This window comes from Schaalia odontolytica (genome assembly GCF_024584435.1).
Lineage (GTDB): Bacteria > Actinomycetota > Actinomycetes > Actinomycetales > Actinomycetaceae > Pauljensenia.
The window spans coordinates 1,352,325-1,364,735 of sequence record NZ_CP102197.1 but is presented as its reverse complement, the minus strand read 5'-3'; the positions used below and the strand labels follow the sequence as shown (position 1 = coordinate 1,364,735).

Genomic DNA, 12,411 nt, shown 5'->3' with positions numbered 1-12,411 from the left:
GTGTCGGTTCCGCGCGGCCGTGGGCCCGCTGACCCAGGCCTCGGGCGTGGGATGCGAGGCGCCGTGGGCGGCACACGTGCTGGCGGACGGACGAATCGAGGGAAGGCGGCGTACGCCCCGAGGGTTAGGCATTGAGGGTGGCGAATTCAGCCAGAGCCAGGGGGCGCCCGGCACTCATCTCGGCGCGCATGAGATCGACGACGGCATCAAGGCCCTGTCCGGGGCGAGCGGCCGCCGCCACGGCGCGCTGGCGCTCGTAGGAGGCGCCGATGGTAAGGATTGTCTCCAGGCCCGCGAACTCACTGGCGCAGCCGAGGTCCGCGGCGACGGGGGCGAGCTCCTGCGCTAGGCGCGCAAGCCCGTCCCGGGCGCTTTCCGTGGCACCGTCACGTGAGACGATCAGGGTCGCGTCCATCCCGTAGCGGGCCGACCGCCACTTGTTCTCGGCGACGAACCAATCGGGAAGAAACGGGAGAGGCTCTCCGGCATCGTAGAGCCGTGAGAAGTGCTCGACGAGGACGTGGGTGACCGCGGCGAAGACGCCGACCTCGAACGCATTGGTCGCGGCATCGTAGACGCGGTTCTCGATTGTCCCGAACGCGGGCGAGGGGCGGATGTCCCAGCGCACCTCGTCGAAACCCTCGATGACGCCGGTGCGGACCATGTCGTCCGTGTATGCCTCCAGATCCTCCCACGTGTCGAACTGACGGGGAATACCCGCCGTGGGCAGCTGTTGGAAGACCATCGCCCGGTTGGAGGCGTAGCCGGTGTCCTCGCCCGCCCAGAAGGGGGAGGAGGCCGACAGTGCCTGGAGGTGCCCGAGGTGGGCGGTGAGCGCGGCCTGGATGGGTAGGATCTTCGCGCGGTCCTCGACGCCGACGTGGACGTGGACCCCGTACAGCAGCATCTGGTGTCCCCAGTAGGCGGTGCGTTCGACGAGCTGAGCGTATCGGTCCGAGTCCGTGACCCGCTGTCGGCCCGGGCGGGCGAAGGGGTGGGTCCCGGCAGTGGCCAGGTCGATGCGCAGGTCGGATGCCAGGGGCGTGAGGAAGTCAACGCAGTCCGTGAGATCGGCGAGGCACTCGGCGACCGTGGAACGGGGCTTGGAGACGACCTCGATGGTGTTGAGCAGCATCTCCCGATGGACGCCGGGGTAGAGCTGTCCGTGAGTCGTGGCCCGGTCGATGATGGCGTCGGCGCTCTGGCGCAGGTCGTGGGAGTCGCGATCCACGAGCTGGAGCTCCCACTCCACTCCGATCGTTGAGCGCTCCGAGGAACCGAAGGGCAGAGGCATGTCGTTCCTTTCGCTGGGTGCCTTCATTGTGGCAGGCGAAGGCGGGTCGTCGGCGGAGAGCTTCCTTACAGGTTTGCGGGCAAGCGCCTGCAGACGATGGCACGGTGGCGCCCGTCGACGCGCGTGGCGATGACGGTGGCCTGGCCCACTCCGCTCAGCTTCAGGGACTTGCGCAGGGCGTCGGGATCGATGTCCGCTCCGCGTTTCTTGATCTCCACGCTGCCCGCGTCGAGCGTTCGCAGCGCCGCAGAGATCGCCTTCGCCCGCAGGTTCGTCACCTCCAGGACTTCGAATCGGTCGTAGAAGGGACTGGCGGGTAAATCGTCCCCAGTCAGGTATGCGATCGAGGGCGAGACGATCCCGGCGCCGACGAGCCGAGCGAGCTGGGCGAGCATCCCCGAGCGAATGACCGCCGGGTCCGGCTCTGCGATCGTGTTCCCCAGCGGTACCACGTCGACGACCTCGGCGGGGGCGTTGGCCTCCTGACCGTCGCGCGAGGAGATGCCGTGGGCCGCCCCGGTCTCGTCCAGGAGGAGGCACGAGCGCCCCGGTCCCTCGGGGGCGAGAGGGGGAGACCACAGCGATGCCTCAACGAGGTCGCCTCCCACGCTGACCCACTGGGCGTGCCACGTGGGTGGGATCCGATCGTAGGTGATGCCGGGCGCGACCTTCACGCCGACGGCGCTGATCGTCTGGGCCCACCTCAGGGCGGAGGACAGGGGAGGAGACCAGCGCTCGGGGTCGGTGATGCGGCTTGAGCCGCGTGCCGCTCCCGTGCGCCTGGCGGGATCCGCGAAGATGGCGTCGACCCCGTCACCGGCCAGCTCGGCGATGTCGAGATCCATGACGTCGCCCAGGCGCACCTGAGCGTCGTCGAAGTCGCGCAGGTTGGCGGCCGCCGCCTGGGCGGCCTCCGGATCAATGTCGACGGCGAGCACCCCCATCCCGAGGCCCGCGATGGCGACGGAGTCTGCGCCGATCCCGCACCCCAGGTCGGCGACCCGCCTCACACCCGCGTCTCGGAATCGCTGGGCGTGGCGGGCGGCCACGACGAGACGGGTTGCCTGTTCGAGACCGTCGCGGGTGAACACCATGTGCGAGGCGATGGGGCCAAACTTTGCACGCGCCGCGCGACGTAGGGCGAGCTGGGTGACAACGGCGGCCGCGAGCTCGGCTGGCACGCCGGAGGAACGCAGGGCACCCGCCAACTCGGGCAGGGGCACGGGGGTGGTGCCCTGGCGGGCCTGGAGGGATTCCAGCAGCTCCCAGCCGGGCGAGGAGAGGACGGGGGTTAGGGTGCTCACCGGGCCATTGTGTCATCTTCGCTGCTTGGGCGGGGCATCCGGTATTTGTGGACGACGCGTGACCTCGTCCGCTTCACGCCGAGGGTGAACGCTCCTGGCACTCGGGTTGCCCGAGTGCCAGGAGCGCGCCTACACTCTGGAGAGGAAACGCGGAACATCCGCGACCGGTCCTGCACCTGACCCCCGCGACGGCAGGGAAAGGACGAGCACCTTCGTGACAAAAAGAAAGGGAGCGACAATGTCGATCTCCATCAAGCCCCTCGAGGACCGCATCGTCATCCGTCAGGTTGAGGCCGAGCAGACCACCGCCTCCGGCCTGGTCATCCCGGATACCGCCAAGGAAAAGCCCCAGGAAGGCGAGGTTGTCGCCGTGGGTCCGGGTCGCGTTGACGACAACGGCAATCGTGTTCCCGTCGACGTCAAGGTCGGCGACACCGTCATCTACTCGCGTTACGGTGGCACCGAGGTCAAGTACGACGGCCAGGAGTTCCAGATCCTGTCCTCGCGTGACGTCCTGGCGGTTGTCGAGCGCTGAGGTCTCTGATATCGCCTCACCGGCGATGAGGGGCGGCCCGGAAGGATTCCTTCCGGGCCGCCCCTCTTGTGCTGGTGTCGCGGCGTCCCGCTCCTGTGGGGGAGCATTCCGGCGAAGCGCGCTCGCGTGCCGGAGCCCTCAGGCTGGCGACGCGGGATCTCAGGAGACGGTCTGAGCAGCCTGGTCCATAATCGTCGCGCGCACGTAGGAGGCGTCCCGGTAACCGCTGATGAAGGCCTTGTTGATGAACATCGTGGGGGTGCCGGTGATGCCCGCCTGGTGGGCGCGTTCCTTGGCGGCACTCACCTTCGCGGCGGTGTGCTCGTCCAGCATGGTCGCCCGGAACTTCTCCAGGTCCGAGACGCCAGCCTTGGCCGCAAAGTCAACGAGCGCATCCTGCGAATACTGGGGGTGCCCCGTCGGGTCGGCGGCTGCGTAGACGGCGTCGTGAAACTCCCAGAACTTGCCCTGCTCGCCGGCCGCGATGCCCGCCTGAGCGGCGAGCGGTGACGACTCGGTGATCTGCGCCAAGTCGTACCACTCGACACGCAGCGTGCCGTCCTCGACGAGGTCGGCCAGTGCCGGGTCGATCTCCTGGGCGAACTTGGTGCAGTACGGGCAGGCGAAGTCAGAGAAGATCACCAGCGTCACCGGGGCGTTGATGTCGCCCTTGGCCTGGGGGTCATCCGCCTGGTGACGCATGAACGACTCCATGATCGTCAGGTTGTTCTGATTCGTTTGACTGGGGGCGGCGGTCTCGGCGTTGGCGGGTGCCTGTCCGGCGGCCGTTGCGGCTGCCGTCGGGGTTGGCGATGAGGATGCCGATGGGGCGGAGGCAAGCTGCACGCCCATCCACACGCAGGCTCCTGCGAGGATCGCCGTGATGGGAGCGGTGACGAAGAACAGCGTCTTGTAAGGGGTGGACGGGTGCTTGCCGGGCGGCGTGCTCGCCGCTTCCTTGGCCTCGTTGGTGGTCATGTGTGCTCTCTGGTAGGTGGTCGTCGATCGGGTCTCGCGGGTCGCGTGGGCAGTAAAATGGTGCGGCATCGCGGTGGCGATGCCGCACCGGCGTTTGCGTCGCGGGTCAGGAAACGCGGCGTCCGCGCCCCGAGGAGCGGATCTCCTCGCGGCGCTCTTCCTCGGTCATTCCGCCCCAGATGCCGTAGGGCTCCTGAGCGGCCAGAGCGTAGGATCGGCACTGCTCGATGACCGGGCAGGTCGCGCAGATCGCCTTGGCGTTTGCCGCGCGGCGTCGGCGCGTGGAGCCGCGCTCACCCTCGGGGTGGAAGAACAGCTCCGTGTCCAGGTCTCGGCACGCCGCTTCGTACTGCCACTCCCATGCGTCGATCATGGGGCCGGGCAGGCGGGAGACGTCAGTCACTTGGGTGCCTCCTTCATGTCTGTCGTGCCGACATTTTCGGCACACGATGCTGGCAAGGATAGACACTTGTGCGGTAGTTATTCAAGCATCTTTCTTGAAGTATGAGCCAGTTCTCAGAATGAGGGAAAATGTCTGTAAAAATGCTGAAAAAAGTATGCTGCAAATGCTGAACGAAATATGAACAACTACGTGAATAACTTAGCGGCAAATCTCGAGGTTCCTCCTGTGGCGATTGTGTGGAGAACACGCAACAATCGAAGTCATACCAGCATGAACAAAAGGGGGAGGGGACATGCCGCGGGCGATTCTCACGCAGTCCACGCAGGCCAATCGCTGTCGCACGGTCTCCTCCGTCGCCGACGAACTGGGCGTCTCGGCCTCGACCCTGCGGACCTGGGAACGACGCTACGGCCTGGGCCCGACGGGGCGACAGGCGGGTGCCCGACGCCGCTACATGCCCGAGGACGTCGAGCGCCTGCGTGCGATGATCAACCACATCCGAGCGGGGATGCCCGCAGCCCAAGCAGCCCGCCGAGCGCTCGCCGAAACGTCCCTGCATCCGCGCGTGGGACCTGCCAACGCCGCCCAGCTACGAACGGTCGCCCTCGGCGACGACTACCCGCGCCTTGAGGAGGTTCTTGAGGCGACGGTCGCCAGCCACGGCCTCGTTCACACGTGGTCGCGCTTCGTCGAGCCCACCCTCAAATCCCTGCGTTCCGCCCCCGCCGGTGACCCCGTCGGAGCCGCTCCCGCGCTCATGCTGGTCAACGCCTTCCAGCGCGTGTGTCGCGGCGTCTACCACTCGCGTCCCACGCGCGCACTCGTCGGGGGAGACCGGGTCGCCCTCATCAGCGACGCCCCCCACGAGACGGCAGCCCAGGTCATCGGCATCGCCCTGGCCTGGTACGGGTGCGAGGTGCGAGTCCTGTCCAGTGAGGACTACGACGGCGCGACCGCCTGTGATCGATTCCGCGAGTACGTGCGCGGCGGGGTGCCGTCGCTCGCGGTCGTCTTCGGCTGCGGGACCACCTGCGCGGCCACGATCGAGGAACTTGACGCGCGCTACGGCATTCCCATGATCGTGGTGGGAACCGATTCCCCCGAGGTCCTCTCGCCCCGGGTGCAAAGGGTGCGCACCGTCAGCGCGTGCGTGGAGGAAGCCCTCGCACTTCTCGCTCCCCAGGCCGACCTGCAGCTGGTTGGCCGTTCCTGAGCCGACCGGTAAGGGTGTGGGCCCCCAGGCTTGACGTCGTCGGCACGCGATGTGCTCGCCGGGGCGAAATGACCTGGTCAGGTGCTACGGTGAGGGTACGTCCCGGTAGGAGAACAGTCATGAACGCCCCCTGGAACAACGAAGACCTGCGCCGTGCCTTCGACGCCGACTTCAACGCGCTCGTCGCCTTCGCGTCCCGGTCGAAGGCGCGCGTCGGCTTTGCTTTCCTGCGCGCGGACGGGCAGGCCGATCTCGGTCGTCCCCTGGATGCCCGGATTAGCGCTCGCATGACCCACGTCTTCGCCCTTGCGCAGATGCGAGGTATCGAAGGAGCCTCTCACCTCGTCTCCCACGGCCTCGCCGCGATGCGCGGCCCGCTGCGCGCCGAGCAGGGTGCGTGGTACGCCGAGGTGGTGCCGACCTCGCAGGATAGCGCCACGCCGGTTCCGCGCGCCCTCCTGTCCCAGCGGGCGCAGTCGGCGATGATCGGAGCGGCCGCGGCGGCCTCCATGCTCGGCCACGAGGGGGCCGCGCATCTGCTCGACGAGCTCGACGCGGATCAGGATCGGCGCTGGTGGGATCCGCGGACGGGCAGCGTGCGCGAGGAGATCGACGCGGCGAGCGGCCTCCGCTCGCCCCTGCGACGCCTCTCCACCAACCTCGACACCGCGCAGGCCTACCTCGCCGCGTGGGAGGCGACCTCCCGGCGTGCCTGGTTCGATCGGGCGCGTGCCATCATGCGCCTCGTCGGCGAGGTCGCCGCGCGCGCCGGTTTCGCCCTGCCCGACCTCTACGACGCGCAGTGGCGGCCCCTGTCGGATGCCGACGACGAGGCGGCGCGCGAACTCATCCGCCCACTGGACACCGTGCCGGGATTGGGCTTCAAGGCGGCGCGCCTCATCGGACAGGTGATCGCGATCCTGCGCACCATGGGCGAGGAGCCCGGAGCGTGGATGCTGGACACGGCCATCGCCCTGTACGACCGGGCCCTCGCCGACGGATCGACGGAGCGGGGAATCGGCGGCTTCGTCTATACGCTGGACCCCACCGGAGCGGTCGCCGCACCCGAGCGCATGCACTGGGTGGTCTGCGAGGCCGCGAGCGCGGCCCGCGTCCTCGCCGAACTCGTCCCCGCCGACCGCGCCGAGGCTCTCGCGGTCGATTACGCGCGCGCGGTGGCGTGGGCCGACTCGCACGCGCGGGCAGGAATGGGCCGGTGGATTCACGAGGTCGGCCCCGATGGCTCCGTGTCGATGCGCGTGTGGGAGGGACGCCCCGACGCTCTCACCGCTGCCCGTATGCTGGCGCGGGGAGCCGCGCCGATTGATCTCACAGTCACGGGAGCCACGATGGCGCGTGCGCGCCGTGCCCACGGGCGCGGCGACGAATGAGAGGAGCCGGGCCCGTCGGGGCGGGCGAGTCCCTGCCTGCCCGGGTGAGGCCGGTACGCGAAAGCCGTGTCGACTGCCTACAATTGGCCCATGGGAGAACTCGCTACACACGATCCTTTCGGCCTAACCGGCCTCACCTACGACGACGTCCTGCTCCTACCCGAGCTCACGGACGTCGTTCCTTCATCCGTTGACACCACGAGCCGCCTGACGACGAATATCTCGCTGCGCGTGCCCCTCCTGTCCGCCGCGATGGATACCGTCACCGAGGCGCGGATGGCTATCGCCATGGCGCGCCAGGGGGGAATCGGTATCCTGCACCGCAACCTCTCGATTGAGGAGCAAGCCGCGCAGGTCCGCCAGGTTAAGCGCAGCGAGTCCGGCATGGTGGAAGACCCCGTGACCGTCGGTCCCGACGCCACAATCGACGAACTCGATCGCCTGTGTGGCCACTACCGCGTCTCCGGCCTGCCCGTCGTCAGCGACGACGGCTCGCTCCTGGGCATCATCACGAACCGAGACCTGCGTTTTGTTCCCCAGGAAGAGTGGGCGACGCTGCGCGTGCGCGACTGCATGACTCCGCGCGACCGCCTGGTCGTCGGTCAGGTGGGCATCTCCCGCGAGCACGCCAAGCACCTGCTCGCCGAGCATCGCGTCGAAAAGCTGCCGATCGTGGATGAGAATGATCGACTCACGGGCCTCATTACCGTCAAGGACTTCGTCAAGACCGAGCAGTACCCCAACGCCACGAAGGACTCGCGTGGACGCCTCGTCGTCGGGGCGGCCGTCGGCTACTGGGGTGACACCTGGGAGCGCGCGAGCGCGCTGGCCGAGGCCGGGGTGGACGTCCTGGTCGTTGATACCGCCAACGGTGGGGCGCAGCTTGCTCTCGACATGATCCGACGAATCAAGGCCGATCCGGCGTTTGAGGGGATCGACATCATTGGCGGCAACGTTGCCACGACCGAGGGCGCCCAGGCGCTCATCGACGCGGGTGTTGACGCCGTCAAGGTCGGTGTGGGACCGGGGTCGATCTGCACGACCCGAGTCGTCGCGGGCGTTGGCGTCCCCCAGATCACCGCGATCCATCTGGCCGCCCAGGCGTGTCGCGAGGCCGGGGTCCCCCTCATCGCCGACGGCGGACTGCAGTACTCGGGAGACATCGGCAAGGCACTGGTAGCAGGAGCCGACACCGTCATGCTCGGCTCTTTGCTGGCGGGCTGCGAGGAGTCGCCGGGCGAAGTCGTGTTCACCAATGGCAAGCAGTTCAAGCGATACCGTGGCATGGGGTCGCTGGGAGCCATGAGTTCGCGCGGCCGCAAGTCCTACTCCAAGGACCGCTACTTCCAGGCCGATGTCACCTCGGACGACAAGATTGTCCCCGAGGGCATCGAGGGACAGGTTCCCTACACGGGTTCCCTTGCCTCGGTGATCTATCAGCTCGTGGGTGGTCTGCATCAGACCATGTTCTATCTGGGTGCCTCCACGATCGCCCAGATCAAGGCCAACGGGCGCTTCGTGCGCATCACCTCCGCGGGGCTACGCGAGTCGCATCCCCACGACGTGCAGATGACGACGGAGGCGCCGAACTATCACTCCTCCGCTCGGTAGTCTGCGGATCGCTTGAGGAGGCGGGCGGGAGAGGCCAGTGGGCCGCTCCCGCCCGCGCTATCCTAGGAGAGCGAAAACCCACGACTGCGCAAAGGAGCTGCACACATGCTCATCCTCATCGATCACGCAAACGTCGATTCCATCGCCAAGACCCTGGAATACCTGCCCATTGACGGCGTGACGACCAACCCGACGATCCTGTATCGCGAGGGCAAGGAACCCCTCGAGGTCCTCCACCAGATCAAGGAGATCCTGCCCGACGGCGCCCAACTGCACGTGCAGATCGTCTCCGAGCGCGCCGACGACATGGTCGCCGAGGCCCGCGCCCTGCGTGGCGAGATCGGAGGCAACCTCTTCATCAAGCTGCCGGTGACGCGCGAGGGCTTCGCCGCGATCCCGCGCATCGTGCGCGAAGGTATGCAGGTCACCGCCACGGGCATCCACTCGTCTATGCAGGGCTTCATGGCCGCCAAGGCCGGGGCCCGCTACGTCGCCCCCTATGTCAACCGGATGGACAACTACGGCATCGACGGCGTGCGCGTCGCCTCCGAGATCCACCGGACACTGCGCTCCTACGACCTGCAGGCCGACGTCCTGGCCGCATCCTTCAAGAACTCCGAGCAGGTCCTCGAGCTGGTCCGCCAGGGCGTGGGTGCCATCACCGCTGCCCCCGACGTCCTGGCCGCACTCATCAAGAACCCCGCGACGGATGCGGCGATCGCGGATCAGAACCGCGACTTCGGTTTCCTCGTGGGTGAGCGCCGCACGTGGCTGGATCTCATCAAGGAAAAGTGAGCCTTGTGTTGAGGCCCGGAGGCGCAGATGCGCCTCCGGGCTTTTCGTGTCATCGGGGTTCTTGCTGGCTGTGGCACAGGTGTTCTTGCTGGCTGCGTTGCTGGGGTTTCTGCTGGCTGTCTCACCGGTGGTCCTCGCACCGTAGGCCTGCCCGCCCGCGCCTCGATCCCTCGGCTCAAAGCCTGGCCGCGAGCCTGCGAGGTGGCCGTTGGATTCTCCTACACCTCGAGAGTGGGGCCTCTCGTACACCTCACGGATACCGCGAGCGAGTGCCGTCTTGCGCAGCCGCTCATTCGGCACGTTCGCGGATAGGTTGTTGCTACGCGGATAGGTTGTCGCCTTGCGGATAGGTTATTAGCCTATCCGCGTGTTCATAAGCTATCCGCATGGCCGTTTCCTATCCGCGAGTGGAGGCCTGAGAGCGCGGCGGCGGCGTTCCCCATTGTGTGCCTGATGCATTCCCGCGCGCTAACGCCTGACGCGCTCGTGGACCCCTTGATACGCACGTGGGCAGTGCTGCCTGCGTGCAGGTTGTAGGGTTGAGCATGCAAGTTAAAGGGTTAACGTGCGGAACAGCGGTCATGTGTGCGTAAATCGGGGCGGCGCGCGGGGCGTGGGTCAACGCGCGCATGAGAACCGATTCGCGCGCACGTTTCGATACCGTTAGGCGTGCAACGGCCGTGACGCGTGCTGTCGCGCCTCGGGCATGTCTGACACCTGGACGCCTCGCTCCACCTCGGGCAAGAGTGGCCCACGGAGAAAGCTCGTGGATGTCGCCCCGGACACTCCCTGCAGACTACGCGCCCGCGACGAGGCGGAACAGAGCGATACCTACTTCCGCTGCCTGCGGTCTTACTCCTGATCGCCGCCGCGCCCCCGGGGGGTGATCTGAGGCCACTCCCGGTCGATGGTGGCCTCACGCCCCTGCTTGCGCAGGTACTTCTCGAAATCCTCGGCCCACTCCTGGTGGGCCTGGCGCTGGTAGTCGGTCACTTCCAGGGCACTCATGTCTGCCAGCTGCGGGTACTTGTCGGCGATTCCGGCCAGCACGTCGAGGGTCATAGCCACGTCCACCTCGGCAGTGTGCGCGTCGGGGGAGACCGCAGCCCCGTACACGGGGGCCATCTCCGTGAGGGTTTTCTTCCCCTTACGGAAGCGATCAAGCTTACGATCCAGGACCAGGGGATCGACGACCAGCATGGGCGCCCCCTCGAGGCGTTCCTCGAAAGACCCCACGCGATGTCGGCGCAGCTCCTGGTTCACCAACGTGATGTCGTAGCTCGCGTTGAACGCGACGAGGGGGTAGCCGCGCAACCAGTGCTCAACGATGGAACCCGCGAGCTCGTGGAGGACCTCCTCGATGGGGCGTCCCTCGTCTCGCGCCTGCGCGGTCGTGATGCCGTGAACGGCCGTCGCCTGCTCCGGGATCTCGACGCCCGGATCCGTCAGCCACGTGGCAACCTGATCGGGTTCGCTGACGCCGAAGCGGTAGGAGGCGCCGTCAATGCGCAGGACGAGAGCGGCGGTGACCAGGCGGTCCTTGAGGGGACGAACGCCCGTCGTCTCGGTGTCAAAACCCATCCACGGGTCGTCGATCCAGCTCATGATTGCTCCTGTTCTCGCCGGTGACTCCAGTGTGGCAGAGGGCGGGGGCATCTGCGTCGCGGAGGCAGTAGAATCGGCTCATGAGCCACGAAGTGGAGATTGGGCGCGGTAAGCGCGGTCGGCGCGCCTACACCCTGGACGACATCGCGCTCGTTCCAGCACGACGCACCCGCGACCCCGAGGACGTCAACGTTGGCTGGCAGATAGACGCCTACCACGTGGACACCCCCCTCATGGCAGCCCCCATGGACTCGGTGATGAGCCCTGAGACGGCGATCGCGTTCGGGCGCCTCGGCGGCATCGGCGTTCTTGACCTGGACGGCCTGTGGACGAGGTATGAGGATCCGACGCCCATCTTGGAGGAGATCGCGCGCCTCGGGCAGGAAGAGTCGATCGCGACGCTTCAGCGAGTCTATTCCGAGCCGATCAAGCCCTCGCTCATCACGGCGCGCCTCAGGCAGCTGCGCGAGGCGGGAGTGGTCGTTGCGGGCAAGCTCTCGCCCCAGCGCGTCCAGAAGTACTGGCGCGCGGTCGTCGACGCCGGCGTCGACCTGTTCATCATTCGCGGATCGACGGTGTCGGCCGAGCACGTCTCGTCGCGTCGCGAACCCCTGAACCTCAAGCGTTTCATCTACGAGCTGGATGTTCCCGTGATCGTCGGCGGCGTGTGCACCGACACCGCCGCCCTGCACCTGATGCGCACGGGCGCGGCCGGGGTCCTCGTTGGCTTCGGCGGGGGAGCGGCGCACTCGACCCGTCGGTCGCTGGGCGTCCACGCGCCGATGGCGACCGCGATCGCGGACGTGGCTGCCGCGCGTCGGGACTACATGGACGAGTCCGGTGGACGCTACGTACACGTCATCGCCGACGGGGGGATTGGGCGCAGCGGCGACCTGTCGCGAGCGATCGCCTGCGGGGCCGACGCGGTCATGCTGGGTGCCGCAATCGCTCGCGCCGAGGAAGCCCCGGGCAGGGGCTGGCACTGGGGGTCGGAGGCCACGCATCCGGACATGCCGCGTGGCCAGCGCGTGCGCGTGGGGACGACGGGTACGCTCGAGCAGATCCTCTACGGCCCCTCGACGCGCGCGGACGGTTCCCTGAACTTTGTGGGCGCACTCAAGCGGACCATGGCCTCGACGGGGTATTCGGAGGTCAAGGATCTCCAGCGCGCCCAGGTGGTCGTCTCCCCCTACTCGGCGTCCTGAGAGCGAGTTCATCCCCCGCGCGGAATGTGACGGGGGAGTGTCCCGACTGTTTCCATTTTCGCTGGATGTCGTTTACA

The 12,411-nt window shown here is 67.4% G+C and carries 11 protein-coding genes; 6 read left to right on the top strand and 5 right to left on the bottom strand.

The annotated features are described in order from the left end of the window. Nucleotides 1–124 precede the first annotated feature (124 nt). Together NQK35_RS06005 and NQK35_RS06000 are read right to left on the bottom strand one after the other, a co-directional pair. Entirely contained in the window at nt 125–1,294 is a 1,170-nt protein-coding gene (locus tag NQK35_RS06005; protein ID WP_257113506.1) for a glutamate--cysteine ligase, read from the bottom strand. Nucleotides 1,295–1,359: 65 nt separating this feature from the next. Next, a complete protein-coding gene (locus tag NQK35_RS06000) occupies nt 1,360–2,598 on the bottom strand; it encodes a class I SAM-dependent methyltransferase (protein WP_257113505.1) in 1,239 nt (412 codons plus the stop codon). Between the two features lie 238 nt (nt 2,599–2,836). Between NQK35_RS06000 and groES the strand changes: the two genes are divergently transcribed. Next, nucleotides 2,837–3,133 carry a co-chaperone GroES gene (gene groES / locus NQK35_RS05995; RefSeq protein WP_009213250.1) on the top strand — a complete coding sequence of 99 codons (297 nt, stop codon included), beginning with the start codon at nt 2,837–2,839 and terminating at the stop codon, nt 3,131–3,133. 159 nt (nt 3,134–3,292) lie between these two features. On the opposite strand, the gene NQK35_RS05990 is transcribed toward groES, so the two are convergent. Together NQK35_RS05990 and NQK35_RS05985 are read right to left on the bottom strand one after the other, a co-directional pair. Then, on the bottom strand, nt 3,293–4,111 hold the full coding sequence (locus NQK35_RS05990; protein ID WP_257113504.1) for a DsbA family protein: 819 nt from the start codon (nt 4,109–4,111) through the stop codon (nt 3,293–3,295). 106 nt (nt 4,112–4,217) lie between these two features. After that, nucleotides 4,218–4,514 (bottom strand): WhiB family transcriptional regulator, encoded by a 297-nt coding sequence (locus NQK35_RS05985; protein ID WP_003790481.1) that lies wholly within the window; start codon nt 4,512–4,514, stop codon nt 4,218–4,220. Nucleotides 4,515–4,806: 292 nt separating this feature from the next. On the opposite strand from NQK35_RS05985, the gene NQK35_RS05980 reads away from it, so the two are divergent. The 4 genes from NQK35_RS05980 to NQK35_RS05965 all read left to right on the top strand — a co-directional run bounded on the left by NQK35_RS05980 (nt 4,807) and on the right by NQK35_RS05965 (nt 9,524). Then, on the top strand, nt 4,807–5,727 hold the full coding sequence (locus tag NQK35_RS05980) for a MerR family transcriptional regulator (RefSeq protein WP_257113497.1): 921 nt from the start codon (nt 4,807–4,809) through the stop codon (nt 5,725–5,727). Nucleotides 5,728–5,846: 119 nt separating this feature from the next. Next, nucleotides 5,847–7,118 (top strand): AGE family epimerase/isomerase, encoded by a 1,272-nt coding sequence (locus NQK35_RS05975; RefSeq protein ID WP_257113496.1) that lies wholly within the window; start codon nt 5,847–5,849, stop codon nt 7,116–7,118. A 90-nt stretch (nt 7,119–7,208) separates the two neighbouring features. Beyond that, complete coding sequence (guaB, locus tag NQK35_RS05970; protein ID WP_257113494.1) at nt 7,209–8,729, top strand: IMP dehydrogenase; 1,521 nt, start codon at nt 7,209–7,211, stop codon at nt 8,727–8,729. A gap of 105 nt (nt 8,730–8,834) precedes the next feature. After that, nucleotides 8,835–9,524, top strand: a complete 690-nt coding sequence (locus NQK35_RS05965; RefSeq protein WP_009213256.1) for a transaldolase family protein — start codon at nt 8,835–8,837, stop codon at nt 9,522–9,524. Between the two features lie 852 nt (nt 9,525–10,376). Here the strand turns inward: NQK35_RS05965 and NQK35_RS05960 are convergent. Further along, nucleotides 10,377–11,129: an exonuclease domain-containing protein gene (locus tag NQK35_RS05960; protein ID WP_009213257.1), complete on the bottom strand. Its 753-nt coding sequence runs from the start codon at nt 11,127–11,129 to the stop codon at nt 10,377–10,379. An 80-nt stretch (nt 11,130–11,209) separates the two neighbouring features. Here NQK35_RS05960 and NQK35_RS05955 point away from each other — a divergent pair, with 80 nt between their 5' ends. After that, the gene (locus tag NQK35_RS05955) at nt 11,210–12,334 is read left to right on the top strand and encodes a GuaB3 family IMP dehydrogenase-related protein (protein WP_009213258.1); all 1,125 of its coding nucleotides are present in this window, start codon (nt 11,210–11,212) and stop codon (nt 12,332–12,334) included. Nucleotides 12,335–12,411: the final 77 nt, after the last annotated feature.

Coding starts and splice junctions, on each gene's coding strand:
- NQK35_RS05980 (WP_257113497.1), top strand. CDS start 4,807: ATGCCGCGGGCGATTCTCACGCAGTCCACGCAGGCCAATCGCTGTCGC.
- NQK35_RS05975 (WP_257113496.1), top strand. CDS start 5,847: ATGAACGCCCCCTGGAACAACGAAGACCTGCGCCGTGCCTTCGACGCC.
- NQK35_RS05955 (WP_009213258.1), top strand. CDS start 11,210: ATGAGCCACGAAGTGGAGATTGGGCGCGGTAAGCGCGGTCGGCGCGCC.
- guaB (WP_257113494.1), top strand. CDS start 7,209: ATGGGAGAACTCGCTACACACGATCCTTTCGGCCTAACCGGCCTCACC.
- NQK35_RS05960 (WP_009213257.1), bottom strand. CDS start 11,129: ATGAGCTGGATCGACGACCCGTGGATGGGTTTTGACACCGAGACGACG.
- NQK35_RS05990 (WP_257113504.1), bottom strand. CDS start 4,111: ATGACCACCAACGAGGCCAAGGAAGCGGCGAGCACGCCGCCCGGCAAG.
- NQK35_RS06005 (WP_257113506.1), bottom strand. CDS start 1,294: ATGCCTCTGCCCTTCGGTTCCTCGGAGCGCTCAACGATCGGAGTGGAG.
- NQK35_RS05965 (WP_009213256.1), top strand. CDS start 8,835: ATGCTCATCCTCATCGATCACGCAAACGTCGATTCCATCGCCAAGACC.
- groES (WP_009213250.1), top strand. CDS start 2,837: ATGTCGATCTCCATCAAGCCCCTCGAGGACCGCATCGTCATCCGTCAG.